Below are 18067 nucleotides of genomic sequence, written 5' to 3'. Positions count from 1 at the left end.
AACACCCCGTCTCACCGGGTCGAGTGAAAGCCGTCACACCAAGGGGGCGGGTTGGGCTGTGGGGAACCGGGGTAAAGCTGGGGACAGGGCTGGGGAGAACTACCCCCGAGCTGTGCATCGCCTGTGCAGAACTTTCGGGCGTCCACAGAAACACCGGGTTATCCACCGGCTCCACCCACAGGACCGGTGGATAAAAAACCGCTGCTGACCTGCGAATACACGGTTATCCACGGTATCCACAGGACCTACTACTACTCCCACTTAGAGTTACCGGGGAATCCGTTTCGAAGTGGGACCTGTGCACAACTCGCTCCGACCGCCCGGCACGCCCGTGGTCACGACTTGACCCCGAGGCGCACCCGCTGTCAGCGCCGTACGTCAGACTGGACCCCGGCGACACAGCCGACGACAAGAGCCAGCAAGGGCGAGACGGCGACAGCAGGAGGCGGTTCCGGTGAAGATCCGGGTGGAGCGCGATGTACTCGCGGAGGCGGTGGCCTGGGTGGCCCGGAGCCTCCCAGCCCGTCCTCCGGCGCCCGTGCTCGCGGGTCTGCTGCTGAAGGCCGAGGACGGCGCGCTGAGCTTCTCCAGCTTCGACTACGAGGTCTCGGCCCGGGTCTCCGTCGAGGCCGAGATCGAGGAGGACGGCACGGTCCTGGTCTCCGGCCGGCTGCTCGCCGACATCTGCCGCGCCCTCCCCAACCGCCCGGTGGAGATCTCCACGGACGGTGTACGGGCGACCGTGGTCTGCGGCTCCTCCCGCTTCACCCTCCACACCCTGCCGGTGGAGGAGTACCCCGCGCTGCCGCAGATGCCGACCGCGACCGGGACCGTCCCCGGTGAGGTCTTCGCCGCCGCCGCCGCCCAGGTCGCCATCGCCGCGGGCCGTGACGACACCCTGCCCGTCCTGACCGGCGTCCGGATCGAGATCGAGGGCGACACCGTCACCCTGGCCTCCACCGACCGCTACCGCTTCGCGGTCCGCGAGTTCCTGTGGAAGCCCGAGGACGCGGAGACCTCCGCCGTCGCCTTGGTGCCCGCGAAGACCCTGCTGGACACCGCCAAGGCGCTGACCAGCGGCGACACGGTCACGCTCGCGCTCTCCGGCAGCGGCTCCGGCGAAGGGCTCATCGGTTTCGAGGGCGCCGGACGGCGGACCACGACCCGGCTCCTCGAAGGCGATCTGCCGAAGTACCGCACGCTCTTCCCCACCGAGTTCAACTCGGTGGCCGTGATCGAGACCGCCCCCTTCGTCGAGGCCGTCAAGCGCGTCGCGCTCGTCGCCGAGCGGAACACCCCGGTCCGGCTCAGCTTCGAGCAGGGCGTGCTGATCCTGGAGGCGGGCTCCAGCGACGACGCACAGGCTGTGGAGCGGGTCGACGCCCAGCTGGAGGGCGACGACATCTCGATCGCCTTCAACCCGACGTTCCTGCTCGACGGGCTGAGCGCGATCGACTCGCCGGTCGCCCAGCTGTCCTTCACGACCTCGACCAAGCCCGCCCTGCTGAGCGGCAGGCCGGCCGTGGACGCCGAGGCCGACGACGCGTACAAGTACCTGATCATGCCGGTCCGCCTCTCCGGCTGAGCACCGACCGGACCCCCGTCGGCCCTTGCCCGGCCCCGTGTCAGGGGCCGGGAGGCACGACGACCGCCGCGCCGTGGCGGGCCCATCCGTCACCGGGTGACCCGCCGGGCCGCACCGAACCGTCCGGCGTAGGCTCGACCCAGGTCAGGTACGGAAAACGTCGGACTACGCGAAGGACACGAAAGATGCAGCTCGGCCTCGTCGGCCTCGGCAAAATGGGCGGCAACATGCGCGAGCGCATCCGCCGCGCGGGCCACACCGTCGTCGGATACGACCGGAACCCCGATCTCGCCGATGTCCACAGCCTGGGGGAGCTCATTGAGCAGCTTCCGGCCCCGCGCGTGGTGTGGGTGATGGTCCCGGCCGGGGCCGCGACCCAGTCCACCATCGACGAGCTGGCCGAGCTCCTCTCCCCCGGCGACGTCGTCGTCGACGGCGGGAACTCCCGCTGGACCGACGACCAGAAGCACGCCGTCGAGCTGGGCATCAAGGGCATCGGCTTCGTCGACTGCGGTGTCTCCGGCGGTGTCTGGGGCCTGGAGAACGGCTATGCCCTGATGTACGGCGGTGACGCCGAGAACGTCGCCAAGGTGCAGCCGGTCTTCGACGCGCTCAAGCCCGAGGGCGAGTTCGGCGCGGTCCACGCGGGCAAGGTCGGCGCGGGCCACTTCGCCAAGATGGTCCACAACGGCATCGAGTACGCGATGATGCAGGCGTACGCCGAGGGCTGGGAGCTGCTGGAGAAGGCCGACGCCGTCACCGACGTACGCGAGGTCTTCCGCTCCTGGCAGGAGGGGACGGTCATCCGTTCCTGGCTGCTCGACCTGGCGGTGAACGCCCTCGACGAGGACGAGCACCTCGACAAGCTGCGCGGCTACGCGGAGGACAGCGGCGAGGGCCGGTGGACCGTCGAGGCGGCCATCGACCACGCCGTGCCGCTGCCGGCGATCACGGCGTCGCTGTTCGCGCGCTTCGCCTCCCGCCAGGACGACTCCCCGCAGATGAAGATGATCGCCGCGCTGCGCAACCAGTTCGGTGGCCACGCGGTGGAGACGAAGAAGTAACAAGAGGTAACGGCCGTCGGCCGGAGAGCACGACGGCTTCGGCCGGGGAGGTCGGCGTACATCCATGCACGTCACGCATTTGTCGTTGGCCGACTTCCGCTCGTACGCCCGGGTCGAGGTTCCTCTCGATCCGGGCGTCACCGCGTTCACGGGGGCGAACGGGCAGGGCAAGACCAATCTCGTCGAGGCGATCGGCTATCTGGCCACCCTCGCCAGCCACCGGGTCTCCTCCGACGCTCCGCTGGTACGCGCCGGGGCCGAGCGGGCCGTGATCCGGGCGGCCGTCACCCAGGGCGAGCGGTCCCAGCTGGTCGAGCTTGAACTCAACCCGGGCCGGGCGAACCGCGCCAGGATCAATCGGTCGTCGCAGGTCAAGCCGCGCGATGTGCTGGGGATAGTGCGGACCGTGCTGTTCGCGCCGGAGGATCTGGCACTGGTCAAGGGCGACCCCGGCGACCGGCGGCGCTTCCTCGACGAACTCATCACCGCGCGTTCCCCCCGGATGGCGGGCGTCCGATCCGACTACGAGCGGGTGCTCAAACAGCGCAACACCCTGCTGAAGTCGGCGGCGCTGGCCCGGCGGCACGGCGGGCGCGGCGCCGACCTCTCCACCCTCGACGTCTGGGACCAGCATCTGGCCCGGGCCGGCGCCGAACTCCTGGCGCGCCGGGCCGAGCTGATCACGGCGCTCCAGCCGCTGACGGACAAGGCGTACGAGTCCCTGGCGCCGGGCGGCGGTCCGATCGCGCTGGAGTACCGTTCCTCCGCCGCGGCCGCCGCGGCGGGTGACACCGGGGAGACCGCGGACGCCGAGCCCCCGCCCCTTCCGCACCGGCCCGACGAGCTGTACACCCTGCTGATGGCGGCGCTCGCGGCGTCCCGCAAACAGGAGATCGAGCGGGGCGTGACCCTGATCGGTCCGCACCGCGACGATCTGGTGCTCAGGCTCGGCCGACTGCCCGCGAAGGGGTACGCCAGCCACGGCGAGTCCTGGTCGTACGCGCTGGCGCTCCGGCTGGCCTCGTACGATCTGCTGCGCGCCGAAGGCAATGAGCCGGTCCTGGTGCTGGACGACGTCTTCGCCGAGCTGGACGCGCGGCGCCGGGAGCGGCTGGCCGAGCTGGTGGCGCCGGGCGAGCAGGTCCTGGTGACCGCGGCGGTCGACGACGACGTCCCGGCCGTGCTGACCGGGGTGCGGTACACGGTGGCGGAGGGCGAGGTGACCCGGCTGTGAACGAGAACACGCCGTTCCCGGGGGCCGGGCCCGGTGGTCCGGGCGCCGGGCTGCCCGGTGTGCCGGGCGGGCCCGGTCTGCCGGGTGCCGAGGGTGCCCGTGCGCCGGAGGCGTCGGGGATCGATCTGGCGCGGGTCGCGCTGCGGGCCGCGAAGGAGCAGGCGCGGGCCCGCGGGGACGCCGCGCAGGAGCGCCGGCAGGCCCGCCGGGGCGGTGGACTGCGGTCCGGCGCCCGCGCGGACGGCCGCGATCCGCTGCCGCTGGGCGCCGCGATCAACCGTCTGATCACCGAACGCGGCTGGGAGACCCCGGCCGCGGTGGGCGGGGTGATGGGCCGCTGGCCGCAGATCGTCGGCGAGGGGCTGGCGCAGCACTGCGTACCGCAGCGGTACGACGAGGAGGAGCGCGTCCTCACGGTCCAGTGCGACTCCACGGCCTGGGCGACCCAGCTGAGGCTGCTCGCGCCCCGGCTGGTGGCACGGCTCAACGAGGACCTCGGCCAGGGCACCGTCCGGCTGATCAAGGTGATGGGTCCGGGCGCCCCGCGCCGCGGGTACGGCCCGCTGCGGGCGCCCGGGAGCACGGGGCCCGGCGACACCTACGGCTGAGCCGGGGCCGGTTCGGTACGGGGCCGGGGCGCGGGGACCCGTACCCCCCCCGTAGCCGTCCTGCGCGCGACGACGGCGCGACGCGCGACAGCGCGCTCCTTGGTACGACGGCGCGCTCCTTGGTACGAAGCGGTCGCGGCCCGCGATCACGGTCGCCGGTCCCGGCGACACGCGGACGGCCCTCCCGCGCCCCACCGGGGCTCGCGGTTCTTCTTGTACGCCCCGTCCGGCGGCGTGCGCCGTATCGCACCCCGGTCCGCGCCGGCCGCCTCCCGTACGCCCCCGGGCCCGTCGCCGCGGAGGCCGGCCGGCGGACGGCTCCGTACCGCCGTGTCCGTACCGCCGTGTCCGTTTCGCCGCACCTCCGGGACTCGGGGACTCCGGGACGGGCACCCGCCCGGGAGCGCGTCCGGCGGGCCCTCCCGGACCGTGACGAACGGTTGACAGGCCGAAGCGCTCAACGCCCGCGTGAGCCTCTTGGAGCCCCTCCCCTGATATGGGGAGTCGAACCGACGGCTCCGAGGGCGGCACATGCGGACTCAGCTACCGGCAAACCCCCATTCGTGTCGGCGGTACCGGTAGACTGGTGGACAATCCCGCCACCTTGCGGAACATGTCGAACGACGCAGCCGTCCCCGCCTGCCCGGAGAACGGCTCGTGCTGTGCCAGAAAGGGCGCTTCGTGGCCGATTCCGGCAACCCCAACGAGATCAACCCGTCCACTCCCGCCGGCGGAAGCGGCGAGGTCACCGCCTCGTACGACGCCAATGCGATCACCGTCCTCGAGGGCTTGGACGCGGTCCGCAAGCGGCCCGGCATGTACATCGGCTCGACCGGTGAGCGTGGCCTTCATCACTTGGTGTACGAAGTCGTCGACAACTCCGTCGACGAGGCCCTCGCCGGGCACGCGGACACCATCGACGTCACGATCCTCGCCGACGGCGGGGTCCGGGTCATCGACAACGGCCGCGGTATCCCGGTGGGCATCGTGCCGTCGGAGAACAAGCCCGCCGTCGAGGTCGTGCTGACGGTGCTGCACGCGGGCGGCAAGTTCGGCGGTGGCGGCTACGCCGTCTCCGGTGGTCTGCACGGCGTCGGCGTCTCCGTCGTCAACGCGCTCTCCACCAAGGTCGCCGTCGAGGTCAGGACGGACGGCTACCGCTGGACCCAGGACTACAAGCTCGGCGTCCCCACCGCCCCCCTCGCCCGCAACGAGGAGACGGCGGAGACCGGCACGTCGGTGACCTTCTGGGCCGACGGCGACATCTTCGAGACCACCGAGTACTCCTTCGAGACGCTGTCGCGGCGCTTCCAGGAGATGGCCTTCCTGAACAAGGGCCTGACCCTGACGCTGACCGACGAGCGGGAGTCCGCGCGGGCCACCGTGGGCGCCGACTCGGCCGAGGAGCAGGACTCCGAGCAGGTGCGTACGGTCACGTACTACTACGAGGGCGGCATCGTCGACTTCGTCAAGTACCTGAACTCGCGCAAGGGTGAGCTGATCCACCCCACCGTGATCGACATCGAGGCCGAGGACAAGGAGCGGATGCTCTCGGCCGAGATCGCGATGCAGTGGAACTCCCAGTACACCGAGGGCGTTTACTCCTTTGCGAACACCATCCACACGCATGAGGGGGGTACGCATGAGGAGGGGTTCCGCGCCGCGCTCACGGGCCTGGTCAACCGGTACGCCCGGGACAAGAAGCTGCTCCGCGAGAAGGACGACAACCTCTCCGGTGAGGATATCCGCGAGGGTCTGACGGCGATCATCTCGGTCAAGCTGGGCGAGCCGCAGTTCGAGGGCCAGACCAAGACCAAGCTGGGCAACACGGAGGCCAAGACCTTCGTCCAGAAGGTGGTGCACGAGCACCTCACGGACTGGTTCGACCGCAACCCCAACGAGGCCGCGGACATCATCCGCAAGGCCATCCAGGCGCAGACGGCCCGGGTCGCCGCCCGTAAGGCCCGCGACCTGACCCGCCGCAAGGGCCTGCTGGAGTCCGCGTCCCTGCCGGGCAAGCTCAGCGACTGCCAGTCGAACGACCCGACGAAGTGCGAGATCTTCATCGTCGAGGGTGACTCCGCCGGTGGTTCGGCGAAGTCCGGCCGCAACCCGATGTATCAGGCCATCCTGCCCATCCGGGGCAAGATCCTGAACGTCGAGAAGGCCCGGATCGACAAGATCCTCCAGAACACCGAGGTGCAGGCGCTGATCTCGGCCTTCGGTACCGGGGTCCACGAGGACTTCGACATCGAGAAGCTCCGCTATCACAAGATCATCCTGATGGCGGACGCCGACGTCGACGGTCAGCACATCAACACGCTGCTGCTGACGTTCCTCTTCCGTTTCATGCGTCCGCTGGTCGAGGCCGGGCACGTCTTCCTGTCCCGCCCGCCGCTGTACAAGATCAAGTGGGGTCGGGACGACTTCGAGTACGCGTACTCGGACCGTGAGCGCGACGCCCTGGTCGAGCTGGGCAAGCAGCAGGGGAAGCGGATCAAGGAGGACTCGATCCAGCGCTTCAAGGGTCTGGGCGAGATGAACGCCGAGGAGCTGCGCGTCACCACGATGGACGTCGAGCACCGGGTGCTCGGCCAGGTCACGCTGGACGACGCCGCCCAGGCCGACGACCTCTTCTCCGTGCTGATGGGTGAGGACGTCGAGGCCCGGCGCTCCTTCATCCAGCGCAACGCCAAGGACGTCCGCTTCCTCGACATCTGAGTCGGTCTCCGCTGACCGTACGAAAGGATCCAAGACCAGCAATGGCCGACGAGAACACTCCTGCCACCACCGAGGACCCCGCGGGCGACGCCGCCGCGGACGCGCAGCAGCAGAACCGGATCGAGCCCGTCGGGCTGGAGACGGAGATGCAGCGCTCCTACCTCGACTACGCGATGTCCGTGATCGTCTCGCGTGCGCTGCCCGACGTCCGGGACGGGCTCAAGCCCGTCCACCGGCGGGTGCTGTACGCGATGTACGACGGCGGCTACCGGCCCGAGAAGGGCTTCTACAAGTGCGCCCGCGTCGTCGGTGACGTCATGGGTACGTACCACCCGCACGGCGACTCCTCGATCTACGACGCCCTGGTCCGGCTGGCCCAGCCGTGGTCGATGCGGATGCCGCTGGTCGACTCCAACGGCAACTTCGGTTCACCGGGCAACGACCCGGCCGCCGCCATGCGGTACACCGAGTGCAAGATGATGGCGCTGTCCATGGAGATGCTCCGGGACATCGACGAGGAGACCGTCGACTTCCAGGACAACTACGACGGCCGCAACCAGGAGCCGACGGTCCTCCCGGCGCGCTTCCCGAACCTGCTGGTCAACGGCTCCGCGGGGATCGCGGTCGGGATGGCGACCAATATCCCGCCGCACAATCTGCGCGAGGTCGCGGCCGGTGCCCAGTGGGCGCTGGAGCACCCGGACGCCTCCCACGAGGAGCTGCTCGACGCGCTGATCGAGCGGATCAAGGGCCCGGACTTCCCGACCGGCGCGCTGGTCGTGGGCCGCAAGGGCATCGAGGAGGCGTACCGCACCGGGCGCGGCTCCATCACGATGCGCGCGGTCGTCGAGGTCGAGGAGATCCAGAACCGCCAGTGCCTGGTGGTCACAGAGCTTCCGTACCAGGTCAACCCGGATAATCTCGCGCAGAAGATTGCCGACCTGGTCAAGGACGGCAAGGTCGGCGGTATCGCCGACGTCCGCGACGAGACCTCGTCCCGGACCGGTCAGCGGCTGGTGATCGTCCTGAAGCGGGACGCGGTCGCCAAGGTCGTCCTCAACAACCTCTACAAGCACACCGACCTCCAGACCAACTTCGGCGCGAACATGCTGGCGCTGGTCGACGGTGTGCCGCGGACGCTGTCGCTGGACGCGTTTATCCGCCACTGGGTGACCCACCAGATCGAGGTCATCGTCCGGCGGACCCGTTTCCGGCTGCGCAAGGCCGAGGAGCGGGCGCACATCCTGCGCGGTCTGCTGAAGGCGCTCGACGCGATCGACGAGGTCATCGCGCTGATCCGGCGCAGCGACACCGTCGAGATCGCGCGCGGCGGCCTGATGGACCTGCTGGCCATCGACGAGCTGCAGGCCAACGCGATCCTGGAGATGCAGCTGCGCCGGCTGGCCGCCCTGGAGCGGCAGAAGATCGTGCAGGAGCACGACGAGCTGCAGGCGAAGATCAACGAGTACAACGCGATCCTCGCCTCGCCCGCGCGGCAGCGGCAGATCGTCAGCGACGAGCTGGCCGTCCTGGTCGACAAGTACGGCGACGACCGCCGCTCGCAGCTGGTGCCCTTCGACGGTGACATGTCCATCGAGGACCTGATCGCCGAGGAGGACATCGTCGTCACCATCACGCGCGGCGGCTATGTGAAGCGGACGAAGACCGACGACTACCGCTCGCAGAAGCGGGGCGGCAAGGGGGTGCGGGGCACCAAGCTGAAGGAGGACGACATCGTCGACCACTTCTTCGTCTCCACCACCCACCACTGGCTGCTCTTCTTCACCAACAAGGGCCGGGTCTACCGGGCCAAGGCGTACGAGCTGCCGGACGTCGGCCGGGACGCGCGCGGGCAGCACGTCGCCAACCTGCTCGCCTTCCAGCCGGACGAGCAGATCGCCGAGATCCTCGCCATCCGGGACTACGAGGCCGCGCCGTACCTGGTGCTCGCCACCAAGGGCGGTCTGGTCAAGAAGACCCCGCTGAAGGACTACGACTCGCCGCGGTCCGGCGGTGTCATCGCCATCAACCTCCGGGAGACCGAGAGCGGCGCCGACGACGAGCTGATCGGTGCCGAGCTGGTGTCGGCCGAGGACGATCTGCTGCTCATCAGCAAGAAGGCGCAGTCGATCCGGTTCACCGCGACGGACGACGCGCTGCGTCCGATGGGACGAGCCACCTCGGGTGTCAAGGGGATGAGTTTCCGCGAGGGCGACGAGCTGCTCTCGATGAATGTCGTCCGGCCCGGTACGTTCGTCTTCACCGCCACCGACGGTGGGTACGCGAAGCGGACCAACGTCGACGAGTACCGCGTCCAGGGCCGCGGCGGCCTCGGTATCAAGGCCGCCAAGATCGTGGAGGACCGCGGATCGCTCGTGGGCGCCCTGGTGGTCGAGGAGTCCGACGAGATTCTGGCCATCACCCTCGGCGGTGGTGTGATTCGTACGCGAGTCAATGAAGTCCGGGAGACCGGTCGTGACACCATGGGTGTTCAGTTGATCAACCTGGGCAAGCGTGATGCCGTCGTCGGTATCGCCCGCAATGCCGAGGCCGGCCGCGAGGCCGAGGAAGTCGAAGGAACCGAAGTCGGCGCCGACGGAACCGAATCGGCTCCCGTGACCTCTGATGAGGTCAGGGGGATCGGTGTGGCCGGCGGTGAACCGGCCGATGCGGCTGCCGAGGGTGAGCCTTCGGCACGGGAGCACGAGGAGTAAGCGCGTGAGTGGAGCCACGGGAGCCGGGCCGGCCGCAGCCGGAGCTGCCAAGAGGAACGGCCCCCGTGGCTCTGCCACGGACTCCCAGGGGAGTGCGGTGGATACGGAGGGACGATCCCCGGTGTTCGACGGCAAGCGCCCGGCGGCCCAGCCCGCGACGGGTCCGTACCGCCCCCCGCAGGCGTACCAGTCCCCCGAGGGCGACGCGGGCGTCCGGTTGGCCCGTACGGGTGCCCGTACGACCCCCCGGACGCGTAAGGCCCGCCTCCGGGTCGCCAAGGCGGACCCGTGGTCGGTGATGAAGGTCAGCTTCCTGCTCTCCATCGCGCTCGGGATCTGCACGGTCGTCGCCTCCGCGGTGCTGTGGATGGTCATGGACGCGATGGGCGTCTTCTCCACCGTCGGCGGGACGATCAGTGAGGCCACCGGCTCGAACGAGAGCAACGGCTTCGACCTCCAGGCGTTCCTGTCGCTCCCCCGGGTCCTGATCTTCACCTCGGTGATCGCGGTCATCGACGTGGTCCTGGTCACGGCCCTGGCGACGCTGGGCGCGTTCATCTACAACCTCTCCGCGGGCTTCGTGGGCGGCGTCGAGCTGACCCTGGCGGAGGACGAGTAGCCCACCCGGCCGATACCGGCGGGCTCTTGACGCGGGAGACCCCCGGGTGGCCTCACCCGGGGGTCTCGCCGTTCCGGGGGCCCGCCGGGGCGCCCGGAACCGGGTCCCCGCCGGGGGCCGCGATACGGATTTGGGAGCTGCGCCGGACGTGCGCTAATCTTCAGAGGTCAGCGCGCAGCGCGGCGGGGCTATAGCTCAGTTGGTTAGAGCGCATCCCTGATAAGGATGAGGCCACAGGTTCAAATCCTGTTAGCCCCACAGCAGCAGTTGTCCGGTCCGAGAGGGCGTCTCCCCAGGTGGGAGGCGCCCTCTCGGCGTATGTGGCGCGTCGGGGGCTCGGAGCCGCGGCTCCGAGCCGCCCGGTCCGTGCGCCGTAGTCCATGATCCTCGCGGTGCCTCCGGGGCGGGTCCGGGCGCCTCCTGATCGGCGGGGTGCGGGTGGGGCGGCGGGGTCGGAGGGAGAGGCCGAGGGGCGCGTCGAGCGACCAGGTCCGCCGGCTCGGGCCGAAGAGCGCGACCACGGCGATCAGCCCGGAGGGCGGCGAGCCATTCGGGTCCGCTGAGCCGGATCGTCCGCACGGCACCCCTTCCCGTCCGACCAGCTCATCTGATGGATCGTCAGTTGAGCGGATGCGGGACGTGGGCGCAAGGGGTCCGGATGCCTTGTTCTCGCCGGGGGCGGGTCGTAGCCTGGGCTGAGATCTGATGCATCGTCAGATAGGAGGGGGTCGGCGTGACCGGCACGGAGCGGGAGCACGGCGTCAAGGAAATTCCCCGGGTGATCAGTGTGGACGACCACGTGATCGAGCCGGCGCACCTCTTCGAGACCTGGCTTCCGGCCAAATACCGGGACCGCGGGCCGAAGCCGTTCACGGCGGGGATCGGGGAGCTGCGGTACGTGGGCGGGAAGTACCGTTTCACCACCGACCCCGAGGGGCAGCGGACCGACTGGTGGCGGTACGAGGACGGGATCTTCCCGTACAAACGGATCATCGCCGCCGTCGGGTTCTCCCGGGACGAGATGACCCTCGACGGCATCACCCGCGAGGAGATGCGCCGCGGCTGCTGGGACCCCGCGGCACGGCTGGCGGATATGGATCTCAACCATGTCGAGGCGTCGCTCTGCTTCCCGACCTTCCCCCGCTTCTGCGGGCAGACCTTCGCCGAGGCCGCGGACAAGGAGGTCGCCCTGGCCTGCGTCCGGGCGTACAACGACTGGATGGTGGAGGAGTGGTGCGGTGACAGCGGGGGGCGGCTGATCCCGCTCTGTCTGATCCCGCTGTGGGACATCGACCTCGCCGTCGCCGAGATCCGGCGAAACGCCGCACGCGGGGTGCGGGCCGTGACGTTCTCCGAGATACCGACGTATCTGGGGCTGCCGTCGATCCACTGCGGCTACTGGGATCCGTTCTTCGCCGTCTGCGAGGAGACCGGGACGGTGGTGAACATGCACATCGGGTCGTCGTCGCAGATGCCCGCCGCCTCACCGGACGCGCCGCCCGCCGTCCAGGCGTCGCTGAGCTTCAACAACGCGATGGCGTCGATGATGGACTTCCTCTTCAGCGGGGTCCTGGTGAAGTTCCCGCGGCTGAAACTGGCCTACAGCGAAGGGCAGATGGGCTGGATCCCGTACGCCCTCGAACGCGCCGACGACGTCTGGGAGGAGCACCGGGCGTGGGGCGGCGTACGGGATCTGATTCCCGAGCCCCCGTCGACGTACTACTACCGGCAGATCTTCTGCTGTTTCTTCCGGGACCGGCACGGGATCGAGGCGATCGAGACCGTGGGGGTGGACAACGCCACCTTCGAGACGGACTACCCGCATGTCGACTCCACCTGGCCGCATACGAAGCGGGTGGCCGCCGAGCACGTCGGAGGGCTGTCGGACGAGGTGGCGTACAAACTGCTGCGCGGCAACGCGATCCGGATGCTCGACCTGTCGTTCGACCGGGACCGGAAGCCGGGCGGGGCGCGCGGATAGCCGGTTTCAGCTGGGGAAACGCGGTGGACTGTGGTGGTCGAACGTATGCCCTCGGGGGATTCGGGGTCCGTGTGCAAGGGGTACACAGGTCACCGATCGGTATCGGTCGGTGTGTATAGTCGGGCGCCAGAAGTCCTCATACGTCAAGGAAAGACGAGGTCGCGCGGTGAAGAAGCTTCTCCTGGTCGCACTGGCCGCCATCGGCGGGCTCCTCGTGTACCGCCAGATCCAGGCGGACCGCGCCGAGCAGGACCTGTGGACGGAGGCGACCGACTCCGTGCCCGCAGGTTCCGGTGTGTGAGTCCCGGCGCTCGTAGTCGATTCCACTCGGAAAGCCCCGGTCGTCGCTCGGCGCGACCGGGGCTTTCCGCTGTCCGGACGCGGGTGGTGACCGGGGTGGCGTGGGGTGGTTTCCGGTCAGCGGGCGGTGGCGGGGGCGCGGGCGGAGGCGTGGTCGCGGTACTCGGGGCGGGTCAGATCCGGGTGAGGGCCCAGAAGCCGACGGCATAGCAGAGCAGGGCCAGGGCCAGGATCGGGAGCGCGATCCCGGCGGCGGGGAGGGCCCGGCGGCGACGGCGGGCGGCCTTGCGGAGCTCCGCGCGGGACAGGGGAACCCGGGGGCTCTGGGCGGTGTAGATACCCGTAGGAGGTACCTGAGGGGATCCGTACGGCAGCGGGGTCGTCGGAGCGGTCCGCCCATGGGGGTGGAGCGGCCCGGGTGCCGGGGCGGGGAAGGCCCGCGCGCCGGGCGGGGGAGCCGTATCCGGTGGCGAGGACGCGCCGGGAGAGTGGGGGTACGCCGGGCCCGGTGGGGTGGTGCCGACCGGGTGCGGCGGTGGTGTCGGCGGCTGGCTGGGCGGCGCGGGGACCATGGCGACGCCGCCGGTGTGCGGGGGCATCGGCGGGGCCGGCGGTGGTGTCGGCCGTCCGGGTGCCCGGCGGCTGACGGGTCCGCCGGGCCGAGGCGGTGGCGCGGCGCCCGGGACCGGGCCGGCCGGTGGTGCCGGGATGCCCGGGTCGCCAGCGCTGCCGATACCGCCGCCGATGCCGGTGTACGGGGCCGGAGCGCTCGGGCCTTCCACGGGGCCGCCCGGGGCCGGAGCGCCCGGGGTGATGACGGGCTCGGGACCTGCGGCGCCTGTGGGGCCTGTGGGACCTGCCGGGCCTTCGGGGCCGAAGCCGGCGGGGAGCGGCTCCAACTGGTCGAAGATCTCGACCGGTTCCTCGTCCGCACCGGTCTCCGGAAGCGCCTCCACGGCTGCGAGAAGGGCCCTGCGGGCGCCCGCGGCGGACCGGAAGCGGTCCTCCGGGTCGGGCTGGAGAAGCCCGGCCAGGACCTGCCACAGGGGCTCCGCGATCCCGAGCGGGGCGCCCGGGGTGCCGTGCTCGGTGAAGTGGTCGACCAGGGCGGCCGCGTCGGGCTTCTGGCCCTGGAGGAGATAGAGCCCCACGAGGCCGACGGCGAAGAGGTCGGCGGGGAAGTCGGGCTCGGCGCCCGTCATCTGCTCGGGCGCGAAATAGCCCGGTGTCCCCACCACGTAGTTGGTCTCGGTGAGCCGGGGTTCGCCCTTGCGCATGGAGATGCCGAAGTCCGAGAGCCGCAGATGGGGACGGCCCGTCCCGGTCGCCTCCATCAGGATGTTCGCCGGTTTGATGTCCCGGTGCACCACGCCCTCGGCGTGGACCGCGGCCAGTCCGGCGAGCAGCTGGTCGAGCAGGGCGCAGACATAACGCGGCGGCAGGGGGCCGTAGTCGCCGATCACATGGGCCAGCGACCCGCCGCCCACCAGATCCATGGTGAACAGCACCTTGTCGTCGTCGGCGGCCCAGCTGGCCGGGGCGAGGACATGGGGATGGTCGATCCTCAGAGCCTGCTCGCGGACGAACCGCAGCAGGGTGTGGGCATCGCTCTGCTGGAGCACCTTGGCCGCGACATAGCGGCGTCGCCGGTGGTCCCAGGCGCGCCACACCGCGCCGACGCCCCCGTGCCCGATCGGGTCGATCAGCTCGTACCGAGCGGCGAAGACCTCACCCATGGCGCTGTGCCCGCTCCTCGTTCCCTCGTGAGGCGCCTGCCCCGCCTCGATACCGCCCCACGACCGCCCACGACCGCCCACGACCGCCCTGCGGCCGTCCCGCGAACCCTCTCCGTGAGCCGCCGGGCGGACCCGCGGCACGGCCGGGGTCAGCTCTGGTGCGCCTCGTAGTGCGCGACGGCGTCCGCGGTCCGTCCGGCCCCGTACACCCGGAGGAACTCTGCCAGTTCGGGGTGGGTGGGGGCGAGCGAGTCCGCGGCGTCGATGATGTCCCCGGCGGCCGAGACGGACCGCAGCAGCGACTGGATCTCCCGCACCACCCGGCGCACCGTCGGCGCGCCCGAGCTGCTGGTGGTCTGGCCGGTACCGGTCAGCACGGATCCTCCCTGGGACTTCTTGACCTCCTCCATGCGGTCGGCCGCCTCGACGGCGCTGACGCTGCCGTCGGCGACCTGGCTCGCCAGCTCCTGGAGCGCCTGCACCCGCTGCACCACCGCGGGATTGCCGATCTTGGCCCGCTGGCCGCTCATCAGCTGGGAGAGCATCGGAGCGGACAGACCGAGTACGGCCGCGAGCCGGGCCTGGTTCAGCCCCAGATCGTCGATGAGCCGCCGGAAGAGCGCCCCGAGCGGTTCCCCGTACCAGCTGCGCTGCAAGTCCCTGGCTCTGGCGGTCGTCTCCTGCTGAGCGGCGTCCATGTGCGTCTCCCCATCGCTTCCCCGAGGCGCGCTTCACTGCTGCGAACCACGCCGTGCATCTTACGGAGAGTGGTCGTCCATCGGGAGTCCCAATCCCTTTGCGGGATGACGGCCCGCACCCGGTATTCTGGTTCGCGGCGACAGCCGGGAGCATGCCTTCCGCGCTTTCGTCACATCCCGTCCGGGGCCTTAGCTCAGTTGGTAGAGCGCTGTCTTTGCATGGCAGATGTCAGGGGTTCGACTCCCCTAGGCTCCACTTCTCACACCCCTTCCGACCGGTGGAAACACGGTCGGGAGGGGTTTTTCATGGCATCCGCCGATCCGGCAGGCCTTCCCGACAGGTGTCCCGGGCCCGTGCGCTGTGAAGAATCCGGTCAAAGGTCCTCCCGTGAAGTCGCGGGAGGGCCTTCGGTGTTTGCGGGTGGGGTGTCGGTGCTGGTCGGGGTGGGTTTTTCGGGTGGCGAGCGGGACGGGCCCCTCGGGGTTTCGCGGCTTTTGGCGCGGTTTGGCGCGTGGCTGGATCATGGCGTTCGGCGCCCGGGACCGGGGCGCGGGGCGGAGTAGCGTCACCCGCCACTAGATCGATGTTCGAGTAACTCGATCGATGTTCTGGAGGGTGACGGGCATGGGGCGAAGGATCGTGCGGGACGCCGGTGGGGCGCGGTGGTGGGCGTTGGGGGTGGTCGGTCTGGGGCAGCTGATGGTCGTCCTGGACGTGACCATCGTGAATATCGCCCTGCCGTCCGCCCAGGCGGATCTCGGGATCGGTGACGCCGAACGGCACTGGGTGATCACCGCCTACGCGCTGGCCTTCGGCGGACTGCTGCTGCTGGGCGGGCGGGTGGCCGGGGCGATCGGGCATCGGCGGGCCTTCGCGGTGGGGCTGCTGGGGTTCGCGCTGGCGTCGGCTCTCGGCGGGGCCGCCGGGAACACGGGGACACTGTTCGCGGCCCGGGCCGGCCAGGGGGTCTTCGCGGCGCTGCTCGCCCCGGCGGCCCTGTCGCTGGTGATCCTCACCTTCACGGACGACGGTGAGCGGGGGAAGGCGTTCGGGGTGTTCGCCGGGGTCGGCGCGGGCGGCGCGGCGCTCGGTCTGGTGGCGGGCGGGCTGCTGACCGAGTACGCGGACTGGCGCTGGTGCCTCTACATCAATGTCCCGATGGCCCTGGTGACCCTCGCCGGGGTACCGCTGATCACTCGCGACCGGCCCCACGGCGATCTGCGCCGTCTCGACCTCCCCGGGGTACTGCTGAGCACCGCGGGACTGGGCGTCCTCGTCCACGGCTTCACCGAGGCCGAGCCACATGGCTGGAGCGACCCGGGAGTCGTCGGCCTGCTGCTGCTCGGCACAGTGCTGCTGGGGCTCTTCGTCCTGGTGGAGGCCCGGTCGCGGCAGCCGCTGCTGCCGCTGCGGATCCTGGCCGACCGGGTCAGGGGCGGGGCGTTCGTCGCCGTGCTGGCGATGTACGTCTCGATGTTCGGGTTCTATCTGTTCCTGAGCTACTACACCCAGATGGTCCTCGGCTACTCGCCCGTGGAGGCGGGGCTGACCCTGCTGATCAACGCCCTGGCCACCACGGTCGGCGCGATGGTGATCGCCCAGCGGTGCCGGGGGCGGATCGGTCCGGAGGCCCTGACCGCCGGGAGTCTCATCGCCGCCGCCGCGGGGATGCTCGTCCTCACCCGGCTCACCGTCGACAGCTCCCGGGTCTTCCCGGTCTATCTGGCGCCCGCCATGGTGCTCACCGGGCTGGGGCTCGGCTGTCTGCTCGCGGTGGCGACCGAGCGGGCGACCGCCGGGCTGGCTCCCGCCGAGGCCGGGGTGGCATCGGCGGCGTACAACACGGTGCAGCAGATGGGTGCCGCGTTCGGTACGGCACTGCTGAACTCCATCGCGGCCGGTGCCACCGCCTCCTACCTCCGGGACCACGGTTCGGGGGCGGTCCGGGCCGGGGTGGTCCACGGCTATACGACGGCGCTCTGGGTGGCCTCCGGGATCCTCGTCGGCGGTGCGCTGCTGTCCGTACTGATCTCCCGTGGCCGCCGCCGGGCGGCCGAACCGGTGGTGACCGGGGCGGTGCCGGGCGAGTAGGGCGTTTCCTGGGGATCAGGCCGGATCAGGCGGTCGGGGCGGATCAGGCGGGTCAGGTCGGATCAGGCGGTCGGGCCGGGGCGGGGCAGGGCGCCGGGGCCCGTGAGCGCGGCAAGATCCACAAGAGACGGCCTCGCCCGGCCGGACGTATCCCGGATGCCGGGACCGGGGGGAGACGGCAGGGTGGCGGATGAGGGGATCTCCCGCTGGTCTCCGCAGCGGCGGAGGCGGCACACGCCGTAGGGACGAGGACTGGTTATGGCTGTTGATCGCCGTCGGCGTCGGCCGGCGAACCGTGGTCGGCGATATGCCGCCGCTGTGGGGGCCGGACTGCTGGTCGTCGTCCTCGGTGGCTGCTCGGGTCTCGGGCGTACCGCCGTCGGGCCCGTCTTCTACGACACCGAGAAGAAGGACCATGTCCAGGTGAACAGCCCACCCGTGAAGGGCTGCCACAGGTTCGGCGCCCAGGGCGCGGTCTCCGTGCACAACAACACACTGGTCGATCTGTTGGCCTACCCCACGGACGACTGCTCCGGCGATGGATCGATCTATGTGGTGACCATGACCTCCGATGTGGTCGCCCCGGGAGCCGGGCCCTGGAAGAGCTATAGCTTTGTCCACTGAGCCGGCGGGGGGGGGGGGGGCTCGGGGGGGCAGGGAAAACCCCCCCCCCAGCGACCCACCGGGGGGGGGGGGGTTTAAAAAAAAAAAACGC

12 protein-coding genes, 2 tRNA genes and 1 pseudogene are annotated in these 18067 nt (G+C 70.5%); 13 read left to right on the top strand and 2 right to left on the bottom strand.

Translation table 11 applies throughout. The features are described 5' to 3' along the window. The first annotated feature begins 454 nt into the window (after positions 1-454). The 10 genes and pseudogenes from dnaN to ACFXG1_RS07365 all read left to right on the top strand — a co-directional run bounded on the left by dnaN (position 455) and on the right by ACFXG1_RS07365 (position 12827). On the top strand, positions 455-1585 hold the full coding sequence (gene dnaN, locus ACFXG1_RS07410; protein WP_384708630.1) for a DNA polymerase III subunit beta: 1131 nt from the start codon (positions 455-457) through the stop codon (positions 1583-1585). Positions 1586-1704: 119 nt separating this feature from the next. Next, positions 1705-2649, top strand: a pseudogene (gene gnd, locus ACFXG1_RS07405) (phosphogluconate dehydrogenase (NAD(+)-dependent, decarboxylating)); the annotation flags it as partial. A 64-nt stretch (positions 2650-2713) separates the two neighbouring features. Beyond that, a complete protein-coding gene (gene recF, locus ACFXG1_RS07400; RefSeq protein WP_384708633.1) occupies positions 2714-3883 on the top strand; it encodes a DNA replication/repair protein RecF in 1170 nt (389 codons plus the stop codon). 59 nt (positions 3884-3942) lie between these two features. Continuing rightward, positions 3943-4491 (top strand): DUF721 domain-containing protein, encoded by a 549-nt coding sequence (locus ACFXG1_RS07395; protein ID WP_384708642.1) that lies wholly within the window; start codon positions 3943-3945, stop codon positions 4489-4491. A gap of 657 nt (positions 4492-5148) precedes the next feature. Beyond that, complete coding sequence (gene gyrB / locus ACFXG1_RS07390; RefSeq protein ID WP_384708636.1) at positions 5149-7212, top strand: DNA topoisomerase (ATP-hydrolyzing) subunit B; 2064 nt, start codon at positions 5149-5151, stop codon at positions 7210-7212. A 41-nt stretch (positions 7213-7253) separates the two neighbouring features. After that, positions 7254-9926 (top strand): DNA gyrase subunit A, encoded by a 2673-nt coding sequence (gene gyrA / locus ACFXG1_RS07385; RefSeq protein ID WP_384741533.1) that lies wholly within the window; start codon positions 7254-7256, stop codon positions 9924-9926. A 4-nt stretch (positions 9927-9930) separates the two neighbouring features. Then, complete coding sequence (locus tag ACFXG1_RS07380; protein ID WP_384714269.1) at positions 9931-10545, top strand: DUF3566 domain-containing protein; 615 nt, start codon at positions 9931-9933, stop codon at positions 10543-10545. A 184-nt stretch (positions 10546-10729) separates the two neighbouring features. Beyond that, positions 10730-10803: transfer RNA gene (locus ACFXG1_RS07375), tRNA-Ile, on the top strand. Between the two features lie 475 nt (positions 10804-11278). Continuing rightward, complete coding sequence (locus ACFXG1_RS07370) at positions 11279-12526, top strand: amidohydrolase family protein (protein ID WP_384714266.1); 1248 nt, start codon at positions 11279-11281, stop codon at positions 12524-12526. 166 nt (positions 12527-12692) lie between these two features. After that, positions 12693-12827: a DLW-39 family protein gene (locus tag ACFXG1_RS07365; protein ID WP_003958712.1), complete on the top strand. Its 135-nt coding sequence runs from the start codon at positions 12693-12695 to the stop codon at positions 12825-12827. A gap of 172 nt (positions 12828-12999) precedes the next feature. Here ACFXG1_RS07365 and ACFXG1_RS07360 read toward each other — a convergent pair whose 3' ends face one another. Together ACFXG1_RS07360 and ACFXG1_RS07355 are read right to left on the bottom strand one after the other, a co-directional pair. Continuing rightward, positions 13000-14562 carry a protein kinase gene (locus ACFXG1_RS07360; protein WP_384714263.1) on the bottom strand — a complete coding sequence of 521 codons (1563 nt, stop codon included), beginning with the start codon at positions 14560-14562 and terminating at the stop codon, positions 13000-13002. Positions 14563-14711: 149 nt separating this feature from the next. Continuing rightward, entirely contained in the window at positions 14712-15260 is a 549-nt protein-coding gene (locus tag ACFXG1_RS07355) for a helix-turn-helix domain-containing protein (protein WP_384714260.1), read from the bottom strand. Between the two features lie 183 nt (positions 15261-15443). Between ACFXG1_RS07355 and ACFXG1_RS07350 the strand changes: the two genes are divergently transcribed. The 3 genes from ACFXG1_RS07350 (at position 15444) to ACFXG1_RS07340 (ending at position 17976) form a co-directional block, all read left to right on the top strand. Next, positions 15444-15516: transfer RNA gene (locus ACFXG1_RS07350), tRNA-Ala, on the top strand. A 369-nt stretch (positions 15517-15885) separates the two neighbouring features. After that, positions 15886-17352 (top strand): MFS transporter, encoded by a 1467-nt coding sequence (locus ACFXG1_RS07345; protein ID WP_384714257.1) that lies wholly within the window; start codon positions 15886-15888, stop codon positions 17350-17352. 258 nt (positions 17353-17610) lie between these two features. Continuing rightward, the gene (locus ACFXG1_RS07340; RefSeq protein ID WP_384714254.1) at positions 17611-17976 is read left to right on the top strand and encodes a hypothetical protein; all 366 of its coding nucleotides are present in this window, start codon (positions 17611-17613) and stop codon (positions 17974-17976) included. The last annotated feature ends 91 nt before the right edge of the window (positions 17977-18067 follow it).

The sequence above is a fragment of the Streptomyces sp. NPDC059248 genome, from assembly GCF_042753905.1.
Taxonomy (GTDB): Bacteria; Actinomycetota; Actinomycetes; order Streptomycetales; family Streptomycetaceae; genus Streptomyces.
This window is presented reverse-complemented; position numbering and strand designations above follow the sequence as displayed.